Here is a 20,484-nt window from a genome sequence, read left to right on the forward strand (position 1 = left end):
CCCTCGTGCACGTCGACTCCCTCGTCTGGATCGTCTCGCTCGGCCTGGCCGGCGCGCTGCTGGTGGTCGACGTCGCCGTCGTCGGCCGGCGGCCGCACGTGCCGACGCGGGCCGAGTGCCTGCGCTACCTCGCGTTCTACCTGGGCCTCGCGGTCGCGTTCGGGCTCTGGGTGTGGGCGCACTGGGGGGCCGAGTACGCGGGCCAGTTCTACGCCGGCTGGCTCACCGAGTACTCGCTGTCGGTGGACAACCTGTTCGTGTTCCTGCTGATCATGGGCAAGTTCGCGGTGCCGCGGGCCTACCAGCAGACCGCCTTGCTGATCGGCATCATCCTGGCGCTCGTGCTCCGCGGGATCTTCATCTGGGCGGGCGCCGCGGTCATCGACGCGTTCAGCTGGATCTTCTACCTGTTCGGCGCGTTCCTCGTCTACACGGCCTGGAAGGTCGGGCGCGAGGGCGAGGCCGGCGACGACGACGAGTTCCACCCGCCGCTCCTGCTGCGGATCGTGCAGCGGGTCTTCCCGGCCACGCCGGAGTACCACGGCGTGAAGCTCACGGTGGTCCAGGGCGGCCGCCGGCTCATGACGCCGATGTTCGTCGTGCTCGTGGCCCTCGGCGCCACGGACCTGCTGTTCGCGTTCGACTCGATCCCGGCGATCTTCGGCCTGACCAGCGAGCCGTACCTGGTGCTCATGGCCAACCTGTTCGCGCTCATGGGGCTGCGCCAGCTGTACTTCCTGCTGGGCGACCTGCTCAAGCGCCTGGTCTACCTGAACATCGGGCTCGCGGTCCTGCTGGGCTTCATCGGCGTCAAGCTCGTGCTCCACGCGCTGCACGAGAACGAGGTGCCGTTCATCAACGGCGGCGAGCCCGTGGCGTGGGCGCCGGACATCCCGATCTGGCTCTCGCTGGTGACGATCGTGGCGATCCTCACGGTCACCGCCGTGGCGAGCCTGCTCAAGGTCCGCTTCGAGCGCATCGAGGAGCCGGCACCGGTGGCCGACGAGGCGCCGCAGGACTGACCGGGTGCCATCCATGCGGGTGCGACCGCCGTGGATCGAAGACGCGGCACCGCGCCGGGCATGACGTACGCCAGCGACCTGACCGATGAGCGGTGCAGGTCAGGAGTTACGATCGCCGGCGTGGCAGGAGACGTGACCTACGCGTTCGGCATGCTCCTCCGGCTGGCTACGACCGAGCAGGGTGGGCGGCAGACAGCGATCAGCGGCGGCGCTGGTCGGGGCGAGAAGTTCACGTACCGGCCGAACTGGGGGCTGCCGCACATGTCGGCGCCAGAGCAGACCGGCGCACCCGTCCTCGCGTTCTCGAGGGAGAAGGTCGAGCCAGGCGACCAGGTGCATGTCGTGATCGTGCCGCCCTACCCATGGATGGTGTCCGAGTGGGGCCGTGTCAACATCGGTGACGAGCTGCCGATGTACGAGGGCCCGCGCGTCTGCGGTCACGGACAGGTGCTGTGGCGGTGCGACACCCAGTTGCCGCTGCCCGAACAGGACGAAGAGCTGTTCCGCGCGTGGGTGCTCGCCCCGGCAACCTTCGACGTTCTGGACTGACCAACCCGACGCCGGCCGCGCCGAGCGCGCCGGCAGTTGAGGCCGTCAGGCGTCGGCGGCCCACGGGCCGAGCACGAGCTCCCAGGCGCGCACGTCGGCGTCGGCGACGAGCCCCTCGCGCGCGAACGGGTCGGCCGCGAGCACGGCGTCGACGGACGCCCGGTCGTCGGCCCGGAAGACGAGGAGCGCGCCCGGGTCGCCGTCGGCGTACGGGCCCGAGACCAGCAGGGTCCCGCTCTCGGCCAGGCCGGACAGGTAGGCGCGGTGCTCGGCACGGAACCGGTCGCGCACGTCCGCGCGCTCGTCGTAGGTGTAGCGGACGGCATAGATGGGCACGGCGTCATCCTGCCCGAGCCGGTGGCAGAGTGCTGACATGGCCCGCACGCTGCGCACGCTGCTCACCGCCGACCTGCTCGACCGGATCCACGAGCGCGCACCGGTCCACGACCGGGAGAACACGTTCCCGCACGACGACCTGGCGGAGCTCGTCGCCGCCGGCTACCTGGCGGCCTTCGTGCCCGAGTCGCTGGGCGGGGCGGGTCTGACGCTCGAGGAGGTCGCGCGCGAGCAGGCCCGGCTGGCCGCCGCCGCGCCGGCCACCGCCCTCGCCGTCAACATGCACCTGGTGGTCACCGGGCTGGCCGCCCTGCTGGTGGGCCGCGGGGACGACTCGGTGGAGTTCGTGCTGCGCGACGCCGCGGCGGGGGAGATCTTCGCGTTCGGCAACTCCGAGGCCGGCAACGACCTGGTCATGTTCGGCTCGCGCACCCGCGCGGAGCGTCAGCCCGACGGCGCCTATCGGTACACGGGCACCAAGATCTTCACCTCGCTGGCCCCGGTGTGGACCCGGCTGGCCACGTTCGGTCTCGACGACTCCGACCCGGACGACCCGCGCCTGGTGCACGGCGTGGTGTCGCGTGCCGACGGCGGGATCGAGACCCGCGACGACTGGGACACGCTCGGCATGCGCGCGACGCAGTCGGCGACGACCGTGCTCGACGGCGCGCTGGCGCCGGCGGACCGGGTGTACCGCTCGTTGCCCCCCGGTCCGAGCGCCGACCCGTTCGTGTTCGCGCTGTTCGCGGTCTTCGAGATCCTGCTGGGCGCGGTCTACACCGGCATCGGCCGCCGGGCGATCGAGCTGGGCGTCGCGGCGGCGCAGCGCCGGACGTCGATGAAGTACGACGGCCGCTCGTACGCCCAGGACCCCGACATCCGCTGGCGGATCGCCGACGCCGTGCTCGCGCAGGACGGCGCCGAGCTGCAGGTGTTCGCGCTCGCCCGGGACGTCGACGAGCAGGTGGACCACGGGAGCCGCTGGTTCGCGCAGCTGGTCGGGCTCAAGGTCCGCGCGACGGAGTCGGCCCGGGTCGTGGTGGACGACGCGATCCGCGTGTCCGGCGGCGGGTCGTACTTCAGCGGGAACGAGCTCGGGCGGCTGTACCGGGACGTCCTCGCCGGCATGTTCCACCCGTCCGACGACGAGTCCGCCCACGCGACGGTCGCCACGTCGGTGCTGGGACCTCCGGAGGCCTGACGTGGAGCTGCCCGACGTCCTGGACCTGACCCGTGTGCGCGTGCGGGCGCTGCGCGAGGACGACTGGGCGCTCGACCACGCCCTGTCCCGGGTGGCGGACGTGCCGCGGTGGACGTACTACCCGGCCGAGGTGGGCGTCGCCGAGGCGCGCCAGCGGGTGGCCCGCAGCCTCGCGCTCCGGGCCGACGGCCGGGGCGGTCGCTTCGTCGTCGAGCGGGACGGCACCGCGCTCGGCACGATCGGGGTGGCCCTGCGCGTCGACGGTCCGTACGTCTACTACGCGTTCCTGCCGCTGGGGCGTGGGCAGGGGCTGGCGACGGAGGCGGTGCGGGCGGTCGCGGCCTGGGCGCTCGAGCACGGGTCGGCCCCCGTGCACGCGCTGACCATGGTGGACAACACGGCGAGCGAACGGGTGCTGGAGCGCGCCGGCTTCGCCCGCGGCGGGCTCGAGGTGGAGCCGGACGGGGTCACGGTCACGCGGTGGTCCCTGGCACGCGACGCACAACCTACTCACAAGTAACTTACGCAAGCGTAGGTTACGATCGGAGCATGACCACCGTGGGACCAGACCGTCCGTCCGCCGCCTCCACAGGCGCGCCGCGGGAGGTGGAGATCCCCGACGAGCCGCTCTCCGCGGCGCTGGACCGCGCCGCGCAGCGGTGGCCCGACCGCACGGCCGTGGACTTCCTCGGTGCGGCGACGACGTACAGCGAGCTGGCCGACGCCGTCGCCCGCGGCGCGCAGGTGCTGCTCGACCTCGGGGTGCGTCCCGGCGACCGCGTGGCGCTGGTGATGCCCAACTGCACCGGGCACGTGGTCGCGTTCTACGCGGCGCTGCGGATCGGCGCGGTCGTCGTCGAGCACAACCCGACCTACAGCGCCGGGGAGCTCGCCCACCAGCTGGCGGACTCGGGTGCGGTCGTGGCGCTGGTGTGGGAGAAGGCCGTGCCGCGCGTCCTGGAGTCGCTGCCGCGCACCGCGCTCAAGGCGGTCGTCGCCGTCGACCTCGCGGCCGACCTGCCCCGGGGCACCCGGCTGGCGCTGCGCCTGCCGCTGCCCAGCGCGCGGAAGGCGCGCGCGGCGATGTGCGGGAAGGTGCCGCCCGCGTTCCCGATGTGGCACCGGCTCGTCGCCCGCGCAACGCCGCTCGCGGCGGACCATCTCGCGCCCTCCTCGTCCGACGTCGCGCTCCTGCAGTACACCGGGGGCACCACGGGGACGCCGAAGGGCGCGATGCTCACGCACCGCAACCTCGTCGCGAACGCGGTCCAGGGGCAGGCGTGGACCGGCGCGACGCCCGGGGCCGAGGTGGTCTACGGCGTGCTCCCGTTCTTCCACGCGTTCGGGCTGACCCTGTGCCTCAGCTACGCGATGCGGGTGGGCGCCACGCTCGTGGCCTTCCCGTCGTTCGACCCGGCCCGGGTGCTCGCGACGCAGAAGCGCCTGCCGGGCACCTTCCTGCCGGCGGTCCCGCCGATGCTCGACCGGCTGGCAGCGGCGGCGCGCGCGTCCGGGGCGGACCTGCGCTCGTTCCGGTACGCGATCTCCGGCGCGATGGCGCTGCCGTCGGCGACCGCCCAGGCGTGGGAGGACGTCACCGGGGGGCTGGTCATCGAGGGCTATGGCATGACGGAGACGTCGCCTGTCGCGCTGGGCAACCCGCTCACCGACGCCCGCCGGCCCGGCACCCTCGGCCTGCCGTTCCCCAGCACGAGCATCCGCGTGGTCGACCCGGCGGACGTCACGCGCGACGTCGAGCCGGGCGAGCGCGGCGAGCTGCTGATCCGGGGGCCGCAGGTGTTCGCGGGGTACTGGCAGCGGCCGGACGAGACCGCGGAGCAGCTGCTCGAGGACGGCTGGCTGCGCACCGGAGACATCGTCACGGTCGACGGGACGGGCTGGGTGGAGCTCGTCGACCGCATCAAGGAGGTCATCGTCAGCGGCGGGTTCAAGGTGTACCCCTCGCAGGTGGAGGACCACCTGCGCGGCATGCCCGGCGTGGCCGACGTGGCCGTCGTGGGCGTCCCCGGGGGCGACCTGGGCGAGACGGTGGTCGCCGCGGTGGTGCTGGAGCCGGGCGCCCGGGGGATCGACCTCGAGGCCGTGCGCGCGTGGGGCGAGCGGCACCTGGCCCGGTACGCGCTGCCGCGCCGGCTCGTCGTGCTCGAGGACCTGCCCCGGTCGCAGGTGGGCAAGGTGCTGCGCCGCGTGGTGCGCGAGTCGGTGCTCGAGGGCTGACCCTCACCAGCCCCGGGCACGCCACTCGGCCAGGTGCGGGCGCTCGGCGCCGAGGGTCGTGCCGCGGCCGTGGCCCGGGTACACGCGGGTGTCGTCGCCGAACCGGTCGAACAGCCGGGCCGAGACGTCGTCGAACAGCCGGGTGAACGCCTCGGGGCTCTGCGTGGCGCCGACGCCCCCGGGGAACAGCGAGTCGCCGGTGAACAGGTGCACCCGGCCGCCGGGCTCCGTGTAGGCGAGCGCGACGGACCCGGGGGTGTGCCCGCGCAGGCCGATGACGTCCAGCACGAGCTCACCGAGCGCGAGCCTGTCCCCGTCGTGCAGGCGCCGCCGGATCCGGATGTCGGTCGCCTCCGTGATCGCCTCGGCGTCGTCGGCGCCCGCGGCCGCGGTCGCCCCGGTGACGGCGACCACCGAGGCCAGCGCGCGGAGGTGGTCGGGGTGCCGGTGGGTCGTGACGACCGCGTCGAGGCGACCCGTGCCCTCCTGGACGAGGGCGAGCAGCCGGTCCGGGTCGTCAGCGGCGTCGACCAGCAGCTGCGACCCGTCGGCGCGGCACGTCAGCAGGTAGGCGTTGTTGTCCATCGGGCCCACGGCGACCTGGCGGATCTCGAGCTCGTCGAGGACCTGCGTCTCCGTCATCGGCGGGCCCTCTCGAGCGCCAGGTCGTGGCTGTGCACCGCACGCACGAGGGCCAGGTGGGAGAGCGCCTGCGGCAGGTTGCCCGCCATCCGCCGGCCGACGGGGTCGTACTGCTCCGCCAGCAGGCCGACGTCGTTGGCCAGCCCGACCAGGATGTCGAGCACCTTGGTCGACGCGTCCACCTCGTCCGCGCGCGCGAGGGCGTCGGCCAGCCAGAAGGAGCAGGCCAGGAACGCGTGCTCGTCGCCGGCGACGCCGTCGTCGGTGTGCTCCGTGCGGTAGCGGCGCAGCAGCCCGGGGGAGACCTCCAGCTCGGCGCGGATCGTGGCGAGGGTCGCGACGATCCGCGGGTCGTCCGCCGGCAGGAAGCCGACCTGCGTCATCTGCAGCAGGGCGGCATCGGTGTGCGCGGCGCCGTAGGACTGCACGAACGTCCCCCGCTCGGCGTCCCACGCGTGCGCCAGGACGTCCGCGTGGATGGCGTCGCGCTCGTCGCGCCACCGGTCGAGCGGTGCGTCGAAGCCGTGCTTCTCGACGGCCCGGACCGCGCGGTCGACCGCCGCCCAGGACATGACCTTCGAGTGCGTGAAGTGCCGCGGGTCGCCGCGCACCTCCCAGATCCCGCGGTCGGGCTCCCGCCACCGGGTCAGCAGGTGGTCGACGAGGCGCCGCTGCAGGGACCACGTGTCGGCGGTCTCCTCGAGCCCCGCGTCGCGCGCCATCTCGAGCGCGCACATGACCTCGCCGAGGACGTCGTTCTGCACCTGGCCGACCGCGGCGTTGCCCACCCGGACCGGACGCGAGCCCGCGTAGCCGGCGAGGTGGTCGAGCTCGCGCTCGGGCAGGTCTCGGCCGCCGTCCACCCGGTACATGATCTGCAGGTCCGCGGGGTTCCCGGCGACCGCCCGCAGCAGCCAGTCGCGCCACTGCGTCGCCTCGTCCGAGTACCCGTGCTCCAGCAGCGCCTCGAGGGTCATGGCGGCGTCGCGCAGCCAGCTGAAGCGGTAGTCCCAGTTGCGCTCACCCCCGAAGTCCTCGGGCAGCGACGTCGTGGCGGCGGCGACGATGCCGCCCGTCTCGGAGTCCGTGAGCAGGCGCAGCACGAGCAGCGAGCGCACGACGGCCGCGCGGTACGAGCCGTCGTACGCGCAGCTGCGCGCCCACAGCCCCCACTCGATGCGCGTGACGTCCAGGCGGTCCTCGATGGTCAGGCGGGGCGGGACCGGGTCCCAGGAGCGCGTCCACGTGAGCGCCAGCTCGACCGACTCGCCCGCGTGCAGCGTGAAGCGGTCCGCGTGCCGCCTGCCGTCCGGCGAGGGCAGCCGGTCGCCGCGCAGCACCAGCGAGTCGGGCCCCGCGATCGCCCGGATCGCGTCGTCGCCCGCGGCGTCCGTGAGGCGGTGCACCCACGGCTCGACCCGGCCGTACCCGAACCGCACGACCCACTCGTGCTCGACCTCGACCGAGCCGTCCGTGCACACCAGGCGCCGCACCAGGTCGGAGCGACCGTCGCCCAGCGGCATCGTCTCCTGCGCCACGGCCGTGCCCGTCGCGGTCACGTAGGTGGTCTCCAGGACGAACGAGTCGTCCAGGTACCGGCGCGTCACGGCCGTGGCGTCGCGGACCGTGAGCAGCCACCGGCCGTTGTCCGGGGTGCCGAGCAGGCGCGCGAACGACGCGGCCGAGTCGAAGGCGGGCAGGCACATCCAGTCGATCGAGCCGCGGCGCGAGACGAGCGCGGCGGTCTTCCCGTCGCCGAGCACGGCGTAGTCCTCGATCGGCACCAGCGGGGGGTCGACGGCGGCGTCGGGTCTGTCCACGAGCCGAGCATCGCACGGCGGGACGGTCGCACGCCGGGCGGGCTGTGCGTTCGCTCACGTCGAACAGATGTGCGATTGTCGGTGGCGCCACGTAGACTCCCCGCCGTGAACGAACGACTGGTGGTGCAGGGCGCCCGCGAGCACAACCTTCGGAACGTCGACCTCGATCTGCCGCGCGACAAGCTCATCGTCTTCACCGGGCTGTCGGGGTCGGGGAAGTCGTCCTTGGCGTTCGACACGATCTTCGCGGAGGGGCAGCGCCGGTACGTCGAGTCGCTGTCGGCGTACGCGCGCCAGTTCCTCGGGCAGATGGACAAGCCCGACGTCGACTTCATCGAGGGCCTCTCGCCCGCGGTGTCGATCGACCAGAAGTCGACCAACCGCAACCCGCGCTCGACGGTCGGCACCATCACCGAGGTCTACGACTACCTGCGCCTGCTGTACGCGCGCGCCGGGACGCAGTACTGCCCGGTCTGCGGCGAGCGCGTGACGGCCCAGACGCCGCAGCAGATCGTGGACCGCCTGCTCGAGCTGCCCGAGGGCACGCGCTACCAGGTGCTCGCGCCGGTGGTCCGCGGCCGCAAGGGCGAGTACGCGGACCTGTTCAAGGAGCTGCAGGGCAAGGGGTTCGCGCGCGCCCGCGTCGACGGCGAGGTCGTGCAGCTGACCGACCCGCCCACGCTCGAGAAGAAGCTCAAGCACGACATCGAGGTGGTCATCGACCGCCTCGTGTCGCGCGAGGGCGTGCAGCGCCGGCTGACCGACTCGGTCGAGACCGCGCTCGGCCTCGCCGGCGGCCTGCTGGTGGTCGAGCTGGTCGACGCGGACATCGACGACCTCAACCGTGAGCGCCGGTTCTCCGAGCACCGCGCCTGCCCCAACGACCACGTGCTGGCTCTCGACGAGATCGAGCCCCGGACCTTCTCGTTCAACGCGCCGTACGGTGCGTGCCCGGAGTGCACCGGCATCGGCTCCCGGCTCGAGGTGGACCCCGACCTGGTCATCCCGGACGAGGACCTGTCCCTCGACGACGGCGCGGTCGCCCCGTGGTCGCAGATCTCCAGCGAGTACTTCGCCCGCGTGCTCAGCGCGCTCGCCGCGGACATGGGCTTCTCCACGTCGGTGCCGTGGCGCGCCCTGCCGCAGCGGGCCAAGGACGCGGTCCTGCACGGTCAGAACCACGAGGTCAAGGTCCGGTACAAGAACCGCTGGGGCCGCGAGCGGCAGTACTCGACGGGCTTTGAGGGCGTCATCACGTTCCTCGAGCGCCGGCACAACGAGACGGACTCGGACTGGAGCAAGGAGAAGTACGAGGCCTTCATGCGCGAGGTCCCGTGCCCGGTCTGCGAGGGCGCGCGGCTCAAGCCCGAGGTGCTCGCGGTCCGCGTGGGCGGCAAGTCGATCGCCGAGGTGTGCGCCCTGCCCATCCGCGAGGCGCGGGGCTTCCTCGACGCCCTCGAGCTGGGCGAGCGCGAGCGCGCGATCGCCACGCAGGTGCTCAAGGAGATCCAGGCGCGGCTCGGGTTCCTGCTCGACGTCGGCCTCGACTACCTGTCGCTGACCCGCCCGGCGGCGACGCTGTCCGGCGGCGAGGCGCAGCGCATCCGGCTGGCGACGCAGATCGGCTCCGGCCTGGTCGGCGTGCTCTACGTGCTCGACGAGCCGAGCATCGGCCTGCACCAGCGCGACAACCGCCGGCTGATCGACACGCTGACCCGCCTGCGTGACCTGGGCAACACGCTGATCGTCGTCGAGCACGACGAGGACACCATCCGCACGGCGGACTGGATCGTCGACATCGGCCCCGGGGCCGGCGAGCACGGCGGGCGGGTCGTCCACTCGGGCGACCTGGCCGGCCTGCTGTCGTCCGCGGAGTCGGTGACGGGTGCCTACCTGTCCGGTCGCCGGAGCATCCCGATGCCGAACGTGCGGCGGCCCACGGACAAGAAGCGCGAGCTCACGGTGGTCGGCGCGCGCGAGCACAACCTGCAGGGCATCGACGTGTCCTTCCCGCTCGGCGTGCTCACCGCGGTCACGGGCGTCTCGGGCTCGGGCAAGTCCACCCTGGTCAACGCCATCCTCTACACGGTGCTGGCCAACGAGCTCAACGGTGCCCGGCAGGTCGCCGGGCGGCACAAGCGCGTGACCGGTCTCGAGCACCTCGACAAGGTCGTCCACGTGGACCAGGGGCCGATCGGCCGCACCCCGCGGTCCAACCCCGCGACGTACACGGGCGTGTGGGACCACGTGCGCCGGCTGTTCGCGGAGACCACCGAGGCCAAGGTCCGCGGCTACACGCCCGGTCGGTTCTCGTTCAACGTCAAGGGCGGGCGCTGCGAGGCCTGCTCGGGCGACGGCACGCTGAAGATCGAGATGAACTTCCTGCCGGACGTCTACGTCCCGTGCGAGGTCTGCCACGGCGCGCGCTACAACCGCGAGACGCTCGAGGTGCACTTCAAGGGCAAGACGGTGGCCGACGTGCTCAACATGCCGATCGAGGAGGCCGCGGAGTTCTTCGCCGCCGTGCCCGCGATCTCCCGGCACCTGCGCACCCTGGTCGACGTCGGGCTCGGCTACGTGCGGCTCGGCCAGCCGGCCCCGACCCTGTCGGGCGGCGAGGCGCAGCGCGTCAAGCTCGCGGCGGAGCTGCAGCGCCGCTCGACCGGGCGGACCATCTACGTGCTCGACGAGCCCACCACGGGTCTGCACTTCGAGGACATCCGCAAGCTGCTCGGGGTGCTCCAGTCCCTCGTGGACAAGGGCAACTCCGTCATCGTCATCGAGCACAACCTCGACGTGATCAAGAACGCCGACTGGGTCATCGACATGGGCCCCGAGGGCGGCAGCGGCGGCGGCCTGGTCATCGCCGAGGGCACGCCGGAGCACGTGGCCTCGGTCGAGGCGAGCCACACGGGCCGGTTCCTCGCCGAGGTGCTCGAGCCGGTCGCGCAGCCGGTCAAGCGCCGGGTGGTCAAGCAGCGGGTCCCGGCCTGACGTCCGAGAAGGTCAGGTCGCGACGGCCATCCGGACCGGGACCGGCTCGTGCCGGACGGGGAAGTTCACCGAGCGCGAGATGAAGCAGTGCTCGTGCGCCTGGTGGTGGATCCGGCCCAGCACGGCGTCGGTGACGGCGCCGCCGTCGGGCAGGTGCGCGCCGGGGGCCACGGTCACGCGGGGACGCAGGACGACCTCGCGGAACTGCCCGTGGCCCGCGGCCTCGATGCGCATGGTGCCGATCGCCTGGTCCTCGTACCCGACCACCACCACGCCGGCGGCCGCGGCGAGGTGCAGGAACCACAGCATGTGGCACTGCGCGAGCGCGCTGACCAGCAGCTCCTCCGGGTTGTACCGGGTGGGGTCGCCGCGGAAGGCGGGGTCCGACGAGCCCAGCAGCGGGGGCTTCGAGCCGATCCGCACCTCGTGGTCGCGGCTGTACGCGGTGTAGCTCGACGTCCCGGAGGCGCCGGCGCCGGTCCAGGTGATGTCGACGGAGTACGTGTGGAGGGGGCCCATCGCCCCACGGTAGCGGCGACCGGTCGCCCGCGGGCGGCTGCGGCGGTCCTGGGCGTCGGTGGCGCGAACTAGGCTCGAACCCATGGCCGATCCCGCCACGTACCGTCCCGCCCCGGGGGAGATCCCGGACTCGCCGGGCGTCTACCGCTTCCGCGACGAGCACGGCCGCGTCATCTACGTCGGCAAGGCCAAGAGCCTGCGTTCCCGGCTGTCCAGCTACTTCCAGGACCTGTCCGGCCTGCACCAGCGCACGCAGCAGATGGTCACCACGGCCGCGTCCGTGCAGTGGACGGTCGTCGGCACCGAGGTCGAGGCGCTCGCGCTGGAGTACTCGTGGATCAAGGAGTTCGACCCCCGGTTCAACGTGAAGTACCGGGACGACAAGTCGTACCCGTACCTCGCGGTGACCATGGCCGACGAGTTCCCGCGCATCCAGGTCATGCGGGGGGCCAAGCGCAAGGGCACGCGGTACTTCGGCCCCTACGCGCACGCGTGGGCCATCCGGGAGACGGTCGACCTGCTGCTGCGGGTGTTCCCGGTCCGGACGTGCTCCGCGGGCGTGTTCAAGCGGGCCCACCAGCAGGGCCGGCCCTGCCTGCTGGGGTACATCGACAAGTGCTCGGCGCCGTGCGTCGGCCGCATCTCGCCCGACGACCACCACCAGCTCGCCCAGGACTTCTGCGACTTCATGGCCGGCGACACCGCGAAGTTCACGCGCCGCCTGACGCAGCGCATGAAGGAGGCGGCGAACGAGCTGGACTACGAGCGGGCCGCCCGCCTGCGCGACGACATCGCGACCCTGGAGCGGGCCACCGAGAAGAACGCGGTGGTCCTGGCCGACGGCACGGACGCGGACATCTTCGCGCTGTCCGGCGACGAGCTGGAGGCCGCGGTCCAGGTCTTCCACGTGCGCGACGGGCGTATCCGCGGCCAGCGCGGCTGGGTCGTCGAGAAGGTCGAGGACGTCACCGACGCGGAGCTCGTCGAGCACCTGCTGCAGCAGATCTACGGCAACGAGGCGTCGGGTGACGGCGACCCGGGCTCGTCGGCCGTCCCGCGCGAGGTGCTGGTCCCCGTGCTGCCCCCGGACGTCGACCAGGTGCAGGCCTGGCTCACCGGCCTGCGCGGCAGCAGGGTGTCGGTCCGGGTGCCGCAGCGCGGCGACAAGCGCGAGCTCGCCGAGACGGTGCACCGCAACGCCGAGCACGCGCTGGTCCTGCACCGCACGCGCCGCGCGGGGGACCTCACCACCCGCAGCCAGGCCCTGCAGGAGATCCAGGAGGCGCTGGACCTGCCGTCGGCCCCGCTGCGGATCGAGTGCTACGACGTGTCCCACAACCAGGGCACGTACCAGTCGGCGTCCATGGTGGTGTTCGAGGACGGCCTGGCGCGCAAGAGCGAGTACCGGCTGTTCACGGTCCGCGGCCCCGAGGGCCAGGGCGCGCGCGACGACACGGCGGCGATGCACGAGGTCATCACCCGGCGGTTCCGCCGCTACCTGGCCGACCGGGCGGACGCGCGCGACGTCGAGCTGGGCACCGGCGACGACGACGACGACCAGCCGCTGCGGTCCGGTCCCATCGACGAGGTGACGGGCAAGCCGGTGCGGTTCGCGTACCCGCCCAACCTCGTCGTGGTCGACGGCGGTCCGCCGCAGGTGGCCGCGGCCGCCGCGGCGATGGCCGAGCTCGGCATCGACGACGTCGCGCTGTGCGGGCTGGCCAAGCGGCTGGAGGAGGTCTGGCTGCCGGGGGAGGAGTACCCGGTGATCCTGCAGCGCAGCTCCGAGGGCCTCTACCTGCTGCAGCGGCTGCGGGACGAGGCGCACCGGTTCGCCATCACGGCGCACCGCAAGCGCCGCAGCAAGGGCATGACGACCTCGGTGCTGGACGGCGTGCCCGGCCTGGGCCCCGCGCGCCAGGCGGCGCTGCTGCGCCACTTCGGCTCGGTCAAGCGGCTGCGCGCGGCGTCGGTCGAGGAGATCGCGTCGGTGCAGGGGATGGGGGACCGCACCGCGGCGGCCGTGGTCGCGGCGCTGGCCGCCCCGGGAGTGGCGGCGGCTCCGGCGACCGAGTCGGCTGGCATGCTGGACGCATGAGCGACGAGCCTTCGCCGATCACGGTGCCCGCCGGGATCCCCGCCCTCGAGGCGGCCACCGAGGCGCCCCACCTGAGCCAGCCGCAGGTCCTCATCATCACCGGCATGTCGGGAGCCGGCCGCACGCGTGCCGCCGCCGTGCTCGAGGACCTCGACTGGTACGTGATCGACAACCTCCCGGCCCAGATGCTCACCCACCTGGTCGGCATGCTGACCAGCGGTCCCGCGGGCGCCGGCGCGCAGCGGCTCGCCGCCGTGATCGACGTGCGCGGCCGCGAGTTCTTCCGCGACCTGTCGCCGGTGCTCCAGGGCCTGCGCGAGTCGGGCGTCGAGTACCGGATCCTGTTCCTCGACGCCTCGGACGAGGTGCTGGTCCGGCGCTTCGAGCAGGTCCGACGCCCGCACCCGCTGCAGGGTCAGGGTCGGATCCTCGACGGGATCGCCGAGGAGCGCGCCATCCTGGCCGACCTGCGCGAGCGCGCGGACACCGTGATCGACACCTCCGAGCTCAACGTGCACGACCTCGCGCGCGAGGTGCGGGCCGTCGTGGCCGCGGGCGCCGAGGACGTGCTGCGGATCTCGGTCGTGTCGTTCGGCTTCAAGTACGGGCTCCCGCTGGACGCCGACCACGTGGTGGACATGCGCTTCCTGGCCAACCCGTACTGGATCACCGAGCTGCGGCACCTGACGGGCCGGGATGCCCCCGTGCGCGACTACGTGCTCGGCCTGCCGGGCGCGGTGACGTTCATCGAGCGGTACGTCGACGCGCTCGAGCCGGTGCTGGCCGGGTACCTCAACGAGGAGAAGCGGTACGTGACCATCGCGGTCGGCTGCACCGGCGGCAAGCACCGCTCGGTCGCCGTCAGCGAGGCGATCGCTGCGAGGTTGCGCGAGCGGGGGCACCTCGTCTCCGTGTCGGCCCGCGACCTCGGCAAGGAATGAGGGCGGCCGCGCCGGCCGTCGTCGCACTGGGTGGTGGTCACGGCCTGTCGGCGTCCCTGTCGGCCCTGCGCCTCATGACCGACCGGATCACCGCGGTGGTGACCGTCGCGGACGACGGCGGGTCCTCGGGCCGGCTGCGCGACGAGCTCGGCGTGCTGCCGCCCGGTGACCTGCGGATGGCGCTCGCCGCGCTGTGCGACGACTCCGACTGGGGCCGGACCTGGCGCGACGTGCTGCAGCACCGGTTCAGCTCGACGGGCGACCTGGACCAGCACGCCGTGGGGAACCTGCTGATCGTCGCCCTCTGGGAGCTGCTGGGCGACACGGTCGAGGGCCTCGACTGGGTGGGCAAGCTGCTGGGCGCGCGCGGCCGGGTGCTGCCGATGGCCTCGGTGCCGCTGCTGATCGAGGCGGACGTGGTCGACGCCTCCGGGGCGAGCCGGCGCGTCGTCGGGCAGAGCGCGGTCGCGGTCACCACGGGCACCATCGCGCAGGTGCGGCTCGAGCCGGCCGACCCGCCGGCGTGCCCGGAGGCCGTCGCGGCCGTGGAGGCCGCCGACTGGGTGGTCCTCGGCCCGGGGTCCTGGTACACGTCTGTGCTGCCGCACCTGCTGGTGCCGGGGCTGCGGGACGCGCTGGGCCGCACGAGGGCCCGCACGATCGTCACGCTCAACCTCGCGTCGGGTGAATCGGGCGAGACGGCGGGCATGAGCGCGGACCAGTACCTCGAGGTGCTGCGGGTGCACGCGCCGGAGCTGCGGATCGACGCGGTCGTGGCGGACCCGTCGGCCGTCGAGGACGTCGCGGCGCTGGCCGCCCGGAGCGCGGACCTGGGCGCACGCCTTCTCCTGCGGCAGGTCAGCCGCGGCGACGGCACCGCGCGGCACGACCCGCTGCGGCTCGCCGGGGCCTACTCGGACGTGCTGGACGGCTTCCTCGGCGACGTCGGGACGCGGGCGAAGCCACCCGAGTAGGTGACGAGAGCGGTCCCAGGCGAGCGTCCGGCAATGGCAGGATGCAGCCATGGCGTTGACGGCACAGGTGAAGGACGAGCTCGCCCGTCTGAAGGTGGACAAGACGTCCTCGCGGAAGGCCGAGGTCTCGGCCACCCTGAGGTTCGCGGGTGGGTTGCACATCATCTCGGGTCGGATCGTCATCGAGGCCGAGCTGGACACGGGCATCGCGGCCCGTCGTCTGCGGCAGGCGATCGCCGAGGTGTACGGGCACGAGAGCGAGATCATCGTCGTGTCCGGCGGCGGCCTGCGCCGGGGGAGCCGGTACGTGGTCCGCGTGGTCAAGGACGGCGAGTCCCTGGCGCGCCAGACGGGCCTGCTGGACAACCGTGGGCGTCCGGTGCGCGGGCTGCCCCCGCAGGTGGTGTCCGCCGGCGTGGCGGAGGCCGAGTCGGCCTGGCGCGGGGCGTTCCTGGCGCACGGGTCCCTGACCGAGCCCGGTCGCTCGTCGGCCCTCGAGGTCACGTGCCCCGGCCCCGAGGCGGCGCTGGCGCTCGTCGGCGCGGCGCGGCGGCTCGGCATCGCGGCCAAGGCGCGGGAGGTGCGCGGCATCGACCGCGTGGTCATCCGCGACGGCGACGCGATCAGCGCGATGCTCACCCGGCTCGGGGCGCACGAGACCGTGCTGGTCTGGGAGGAGCGCCGCGTCCGGCGCGAGGTGCGGGGCACCGCCAACCGGCTGGCCAACTTCGACGACGCGAACCTGCGCCGGTCGGCGCGCGCGGCGGTGGCCGCGGGAGCCCGGGTCGAGCGCGCGTTCGAGATCCTCGGCGACGAGCTCCCCGAGCACCTGCGCGAGGCCGGCGAGCTGCGCCTCGCGCACAAGGAGGCGTCGCTGGAGGAGCTGGGCAAGCTCGCCGTGCCGACGCTCACCAAGGACGCCGTGGCGGGTCGGATCCGGCGCCTGCTGGCGACCGCGGACAAGCGTGCGGCCGAGCTGGGCATCCCCGACACGGAGGCGGGCCTGAGCCCGGACCTGCTCGATCTCTGACGCTGGTCAACGCCCCTCCAGAGGCGTCTCACGAGGGACCTTCGTCACCGCGTGAGCCCGGTCACTGGTATAGGGTCGTGTCATCCGAACGTCACACGACGGTCATGTGCTGGGCACGTTGGCAGCCCCTGACCATCGGCGTCCGGAGCGCACAGCGGCGTGCGTGACCCCATCACCAAAATGTGTGCGCCGGCCCCTCGTCGGCGCTGCCGAGGAGGGCAAGTGACCATCCGCGTCGGTATCAACGGCTTCGGTCGTATCGGACGTAACTTCTACCGGGCGATCATCGCGTCCGGTGCCGACATCGAGATCGTCGGCGTGAACGACCTCACGGACAACAAGACGCTCGCGCACCTGCTCAAGTACGACACGGTGCTGGGCCGGTTCCCGCTGAGCGTCGACTTCGACGACGAGAACATCATCGTCGACGGCAAGAAGATCCGTGCGCTCGCCGAGCGCGACCCCGCCGCCCTGCCCTGGAAGGAGCTGGGCGCGGACATCGTCATCGAGTCCACCGGCTTCTTCACGGACGCGACCAAGGCGAAGGCGCACCTCGAGGCCGGCGCCAAGAAGGTCATCATCTCCGCCCCGGCGAAGAACGAGGACGGCACCTTCGTCGTCGGCGTGAACCACGAGCAGTACGACGCCGCGACGCAGCACATCATCTCGAACGCGTCGTGCACCACGAACTGCCTCGCCCCGGTGGCCAAGGCGCTCAACGACTCCATCGGCATCGAGCGTGGCCTCATGACCACGATCCACGCCTACACGGGTGACCAGAACCTGCAGGACGGTCCCCACAAGGACCTGCGTCGCGCCCGCGCCGCCGCGCAGAACATCGTCCCGACCTCGACCGGTGCGGCCAAGGCCGTGGCGCTCGTGCTCCCGGAGCTCAAGGGCAAGCTCGACGGCTTCGCGCTCCGCGTCCCGGTCATCACCGGCTCGGCCACGGACCTGACGTTCACGGCCTCGCGCGAGGTCACCGTCGAGGAGGTCAACGCTGCGGTCAAGGCCGCCGCGGAGGGCCCCCTCAAGGGCATCCTCGAGTACGTCGAGGACGAGATCGTGTCGAGCGACATCGTCACGAACCCGCACCAGAGCATCTTCGACTCGAAGCTCACCAAGGTGAGCGGCGACCTGGTCAAGATCATCGCCTGGTACGACAACGAGTGGGGCTACTCGAACAGCCTCGTCGCGCTCACCACGTACGTCGGCGAGCGTCTCTGACGGTCCCGCTGCACCTGTAGTGACGGTCATGCGTCCGCGTGCGCCCCGGCCCCTGTGGCCCCGGCGCACGCGGACGCTGCCGTGTCAGCCCTGCTCGAGTCAAGGGAAGTAGACGCATGAAGACCATCGAGGACCTCGGCGACCTGCGCGGGAAGCGCGTGCTCGTCCGCTCCGACTTCAACGTGCCGCTCGACGGCACGACCATCACGGACGACGGCCGCGTGCGCGCGGCCCTCCCGACGCTCCAGGCGCTGCTCGCCGCCGGTGCGCGCGTCGTCGTGATGGCCCACCTCGGCCGCCCGAAGGGCGCGCCGGAGGACAAGTACTCGCTCAAGCCCGTCGCGGACCGGCTGTCGGAGCTGCTCGGCCAGCCCGTGGCGCTGGCGACGGACGTCGTCGGCGAGTCCGCCCAGGCCACCGTCGCGGCGCTGCAGGACGGCGAGATCGCCCTGCTCGAGAACATCCGGTTCGACCCGCGCGAGACGTCCAAGGTCGACGCCGAGCGCGCCGAGCTGGCGGGCGAGCTGGCGCAGCTGGGCGATGTGTTCGTGTCCGACGGCTTCGGCGTCGTGCACCGCAAGCAGGCGTCGGTCTACGACGTCGCGCTGGTGCTGCCGCACGCGGTCGGCAAGCTCGTCCTCAAGGAGGTCGCGTCGCTGCGCAAGGCGACCGACGACCCGGCGCGGCCGTACGTCGTCGTGCTGGGCGGCTCCAAGGTGTCGGACAAGCTGGGCGTCATCGCCAACCTGCTGACCAAGGCGGACCGGCTGCTCATCGGCGGCGGCATGCTCTTCACGTTCCTCGCGGCCAAGGGCTACTCGGTGGGCGGCTCGCTCCTCGAGGAGGACCAGATCGAGACCGTCAAGGGCTACCTCGCGCAGGCCGAGGAGGCCGGCGTCGAGATCGTGCTGCCCACGGACATCGTCGTCGCCGACGAGTTCAAGGCCGACTCCCCGGCGCAGGTCGTCGCGGCCGACGCCATCCCGGACGGCAAGATCGGTCTGGACATCGGTCCCGAGTCCAGCAAGCTGTTCGCCAGCAAGATCGTGGACGCCAAGACGGTCGTCTGGAACGGCCCGGCGGGCGTGTTCGAGTTCGAGGCGTTCTCGGCCGGCACGCGCGCGGTCGCGCAGGCCCTAGTCGACGCGGGCACGAACGGCGGCTTCACGATCGTCGGCGGTGGCGACTCCGCCGCGGCCGTGCGCACGCTCGGCTTCGACGAGGCCGGGTTCGGACACATCTCGACCGGTGGTGGTGCGAGCCTCGAGCTCCTCGAGGGCAAGACGCTCCCCGGCATCGCGGTTCTGGAGGACTGAGCGTTGACCACTCGCACCCCGCTGATGGCGGGCAACTGGAAGATGAACCTGGACCACCACCAGGCCACGCACACCGTGCAGAAGCTCGCGTGGACGCTCAAGGACGCCCGGCACGACTTCGCCAAGGTCGAGGTGTGCGTGCTCCCGCCGTTCACCGACCTGCGCAGCGTGCAGACGCTGGTCGACGCCGACAAGCTCGAGCTCGTCTACGGCGCCCAGGACGTCTCGGCGCACGCGTCGGGCGCGTACACCGGTGAGATCTCGCCGCTGTTCCTGGCCAAGCTCGGCGTCACGTACGTGGCGATCGGGCACTCGGAGCGGCGCGAGTACCACAACGAGTCGGACGAGCTCATCAACGCCAAGGTGAAGTCGGCGCTCGGCGCCGGCCTGGTCCCGATCCTGTGCGTCGGCGAGGTGCTCGAGGTCCGCAAGGCCGGCGAGCACGTCCCGCACACGCTGGCTCAGCTGGACGGCGCGCTGGCCGGCCTCACGGCCGAGCAGGTGGCCACGCTGGTCGTCGCCTACGAGCCCGTCTGGGCCATCGGCACCGGCGAGACGGCGACGCCGGAGGACGCCCAGGAGCTGGCCGCGGCCATCCGGACGCGCATCGGCGAGCTGTACGACGCCGCGACGGCCGACGCGGTCCGCGTGCTGTACGGCGGCTCGGTCAAGTCGTCGAACGTCGCCTCGATCATGGCCAAGCCCGACGTCGACGGCGCGCTCGTCGGCGGCGCGAGCCTGGACCCCGAGGAGTTCGCCGCGATCGCGCGCTACCAGTCGCACGCCGTCGGTCTCTAGCCGACGCAGGTGGGTCCCGGGGAGCTCCTGGGACCCACCTGGGCGCGGTGGTGGCTTATCGCCCCACTCGTCGCCTACCCTGTACCGCGGTCCACCGCAGCGTCGCAGGCTCCACCGCCGTCGACGTGCCCGCCCAGTAAGGAACTGACTCCGACGTGACTGGCCTTCGTATCACCCTCCAGGTGCTGCTGGTGCTGACCAGCCTCCTGCTCATCCCGCTCGTCCTGCTGCACAAGGGCAAGGGCGGTGGCCTGTCGGACATGTTCGGCGGGGGCATCACGAGCAGCGCCGGAAGCTCGGGCGTGGCGGAGCGGAACCTCAACCGCATCACGATCGGCACGGCGCTCGTCTGGACGGCGATCATCATCCTGCTCGGTCTCCTCGAGCGCACGGTCTGAGGCGGTAGACGATGGCGAGCGGGAGTGCGATCAGGGGGTCGCGAGTCGGCGCCGGCCCGATGGGCGAGGCCGAGCGCGGGGACACCGCTCCGCGGATCTGGGTGTCGTACTGGTGCGCCAACGGCCACGAGACGCGCCCCAGCTTCGCCGAGGAGGCCGCTCTGGACGCCCCGGTGACGTGGGACTGCCCTCGCTGCGGGTTCCCCGCCGGGCAGGACCAGGAGAACCCTCCGTCGCCGTCCAAGAACGAGCCGTACAAGACCCACCTGGCCTACGTGAAGGAGCGGCGGTCCGACGAGGACGGCGCCGCGATCCTGGACGAGGCACTGGCCGCCCTGCGCGCGAAGCGCGGCGGCTGAGCAGACCGTACGACTGAGGGGC

General features: G+C 72.6%; 19 protein-coding genes. 15 read left to right on the top strand and 4 right to left on the bottom strand.

Features of this window, described 5'->3' with window-relative positions; all coding sequences use genetic code 11:
* Nucleotides 1-5 precede the first annotated feature (5 nt).
* Entirely contained in the window at nucleotides 6-1,022 is a 1,017-nt protein-coding gene (locus AB5970_RS10970) for a TerC family protein (protein ID WP_370503976.1), read from the top strand.
* A 120-nt stretch (nucleotides 1,023-1,142) separates the two neighbouring features.
* Nucleotides 1,143-1,571, top strand: coding sequence for a hypothetical protein (locus AB5970_RS10975; protein ID WP_370503977.1), 429 nt, complete (start codon nucleotides 1,143-1,145; stop codon nucleotides 1,569-1,571).
* Between the two features lie 45 nt (nucleotides 1,572-1,616).
* Here the strand turns inward: AB5970_RS10975 and AB5970_RS10980 are convergent, their stop codons facing one another.
* Complete coding sequence (locus AB5970_RS10980; protein WP_370503978.1) at nucleotides 1,617-1,907, bottom strand: YciI family protein; 291 nt, start codon at nucleotides 1,905-1,907, stop codon at nucleotides 1,617-1,619.
* Between the two features lie 37 nt (nucleotides 1,908-1,944).
* Between AB5970_RS10980 and AB5970_RS10985 the strand changes: the two genes are divergently transcribed.
* From AB5970_RS10985 to AB5970_RS10995, 3 genes are read left to right on the top strand one after another with little or no spacing between them, the layout of a single operon-like run.
* Nucleotides 1,945-3,108 (top strand): acyl-CoA dehydrogenase family protein, encoded by a 1,164-nt coding sequence (locus AB5970_RS10985; RefSeq protein WP_370503979.1) that lies wholly within the window; start codon nucleotides 1,945-1,947, stop codon nucleotides 3,106-3,108.
* A 1-nt stretch (nucleotide 3,109) separates the two neighbouring features.
* Nucleotides 3,110-3,628, top strand: coding sequence for a GNAT family N-acetyltransferase (locus AB5970_RS10990; protein WP_370503980.1), 519 nt, complete (start codon nucleotides 3,110-3,112; stop codon nucleotides 3,626-3,628).
* A 29-nt stretch (nucleotides 3,629-3,657) separates the two neighbouring features.
* A complete protein-coding gene (locus AB5970_RS10995; protein ID WP_370503981.1) occupies nucleotides 3,658-5,346 on the top strand; it encodes an AMP-binding protein in 1,689 nt (562 codons plus the stop codon).
* Nucleotides 5,347-5,349: 3 nt separating this feature from the next.
* Here the strand turns inward: AB5970_RS10995 and AB5970_RS11000 are convergent, their stop codons facing one another.
* Complete coding sequence (locus AB5970_RS11000; protein WP_370503982.1) at nucleotides 5,350-5,988, bottom strand: MBL fold metallo-hydrolase; 639 nt, start codon at nucleotides 5,986-5,988, stop codon at nucleotides 5,350-5,352.
* Entirely contained in the window at nucleotides 5,985-7,808 is a 1,824-nt protein-coding gene (locus tag AB5970_RS11005; protein WP_370503983.1) for a glycoside hydrolase family 15 protein, read from the bottom strand. The genes AB5970_RS11000 and AB5970_RS11005 overlap by 4 nt, the downstream gene beginning before the upstream one ends.
* Before the next feature lie 105 nt (nucleotides 7,809-7,913).
* Here AB5970_RS11005 and uvrA point away from each other — a divergent pair, with 105 nt between their 5' ends.
* Nucleotides 7,914-10,802: an excinuclease ABC subunit UvrA gene (gene uvrA / locus AB5970_RS11010; RefSeq protein WP_370503984.1), complete on the top strand. Its 2,889-nt coding sequence runs from the start codon at nucleotides 7,914-7,916 to the stop codon at nucleotides 10,800-10,802.
* 12 nt (nucleotides 10,803-10,814) lie between these two features.
* Here the strand turns inward: uvrA and AB5970_RS11015 are convergent, their stop codons facing one another.
* Nucleotides 10,815-11,321 carry an OsmC family protein gene (locus tag AB5970_RS11015; RefSeq protein WP_370503985.1) on the bottom strand — a complete coding sequence of 169 codons (507 nt, stop codon included), beginning with the start codon at nucleotides 11,319-11,321 and terminating at the stop codon, nucleotides 10,815-10,817.
* Between the two features lie 82 nt (nucleotides 11,322-11,403).
* Between AB5970_RS11015 and uvrC the strand changes: the two genes are divergently transcribed.
* The 9 genes from uvrC to AB5970_RS11060 all read left to right on the top strand — a co-directional run bounded on the left by uvrC (nucleotide 11,404) and on the right by AB5970_RS11060 (nucleotide 20,462).
* Nucleotides 11,404-13,419 (top strand): excinuclease ABC subunit UvrC, encoded by a 2,016-nt coding sequence (gene uvrC / locus AB5970_RS11020; RefSeq protein WP_370503986.1) that lies wholly within the window; start codon nucleotides 11,404-11,406, stop codon nucleotides 13,417-13,419.
* Complete coding sequence (gene rapZ, locus AB5970_RS11025) at nucleotides 13,416-14,360, top strand: RNase adapter RapZ (protein ID WP_370503987.1); 945 nt, start codon at nucleotides 13,416-13,418, stop codon at nucleotides 14,358-14,360. The genes uvrC and rapZ overlap by 4 nt, the downstream gene beginning before the upstream one ends.
* Nucleotides 14,357-15,334, top strand: coding sequence for a gluconeogenesis factor YvcK family protein (locus AB5970_RS11030; protein ID WP_370503988.1), 978 nt, complete (start codon nucleotides 14,357-14,359; stop codon nucleotides 15,332-15,334). Before rapZ ends, AB5970_RS11030 begins: the two co-directional genes overlap by 4 nt.
* Nucleotides 15,335-15,383: 49 nt before the next feature.
* A complete protein-coding gene (gene whiA, locus AB5970_RS11035; RefSeq protein ID WP_370503989.1) occupies nucleotides 15,384-16,364 on the top strand; it encodes a DNA-binding protein WhiA in 981 nt (326 codons plus the stop codon).
* Nucleotides 16,365-16,586: 222 nt separating this feature from the next.
* On the top strand, nucleotides 16,587-17,591 hold the full coding sequence (gene gap / locus AB5970_RS11040) for a type I glyceraldehyde-3-phosphate dehydrogenase (RefSeq protein ID WP_370503990.1): 1,005 nt from the start codon (nucleotides 16,587-16,589) through the stop codon (nucleotides 17,589-17,591).
* A 116-nt stretch (nucleotides 17,592-17,707) separates the two neighbouring features.
* Nucleotides 17,708-18,907 (top strand): phosphoglycerate kinase, encoded by a 1,200-nt coding sequence (locus AB5970_RS11045; protein ID WP_370503991.1) that lies wholly within the window; start codon nucleotides 17,708-17,710, stop codon nucleotides 18,905-18,907.
* A 3-nt stretch (nucleotides 18,908-18,910) separates the two neighbouring features.
* Nucleotides 18,911-19,705: a triose-phosphate isomerase gene (gene tpiA / locus AB5970_RS11050; RefSeq protein WP_370503992.1), complete on the top strand. Its 795-nt coding sequence runs from the start codon at nucleotides 18,911-18,913 to the stop codon at nucleotides 19,703-19,705.
* 155 nt (nucleotides 19,706-19,860) lie between these two features.
* A complete protein-coding gene (secG, locus tag AB5970_RS11055; protein ID WP_370503993.1) occupies nucleotides 19,861-20,103 on the top strand; it encodes a preprotein translocase subunit SecG in 243 nt (80 codons plus the stop codon).
* Between the two features lie 11 nt (nucleotides 20,104-20,114).
* Entirely contained in the window at nucleotides 20,115-20,462 is a 348-nt protein-coding gene (locus tag AB5970_RS11060) for an RNA polymerase-binding protein RbpA (protein ID WP_370503994.1), read from the top strand.
* The last annotated feature ends 22 nt before the right edge of the window (nucleotides 20,463-20,484 follow it).

The sequence above is a fragment of the Cellulomonas sp. ICMP 17802 genome (assembly GCF_041295535.1).
In the GTDB taxonomy this organism is placed as follows: Bacteria; Actinomycetota; Actinomycetes; order Actinomycetales; family Cellulomonadaceae; genus Cellulomonas.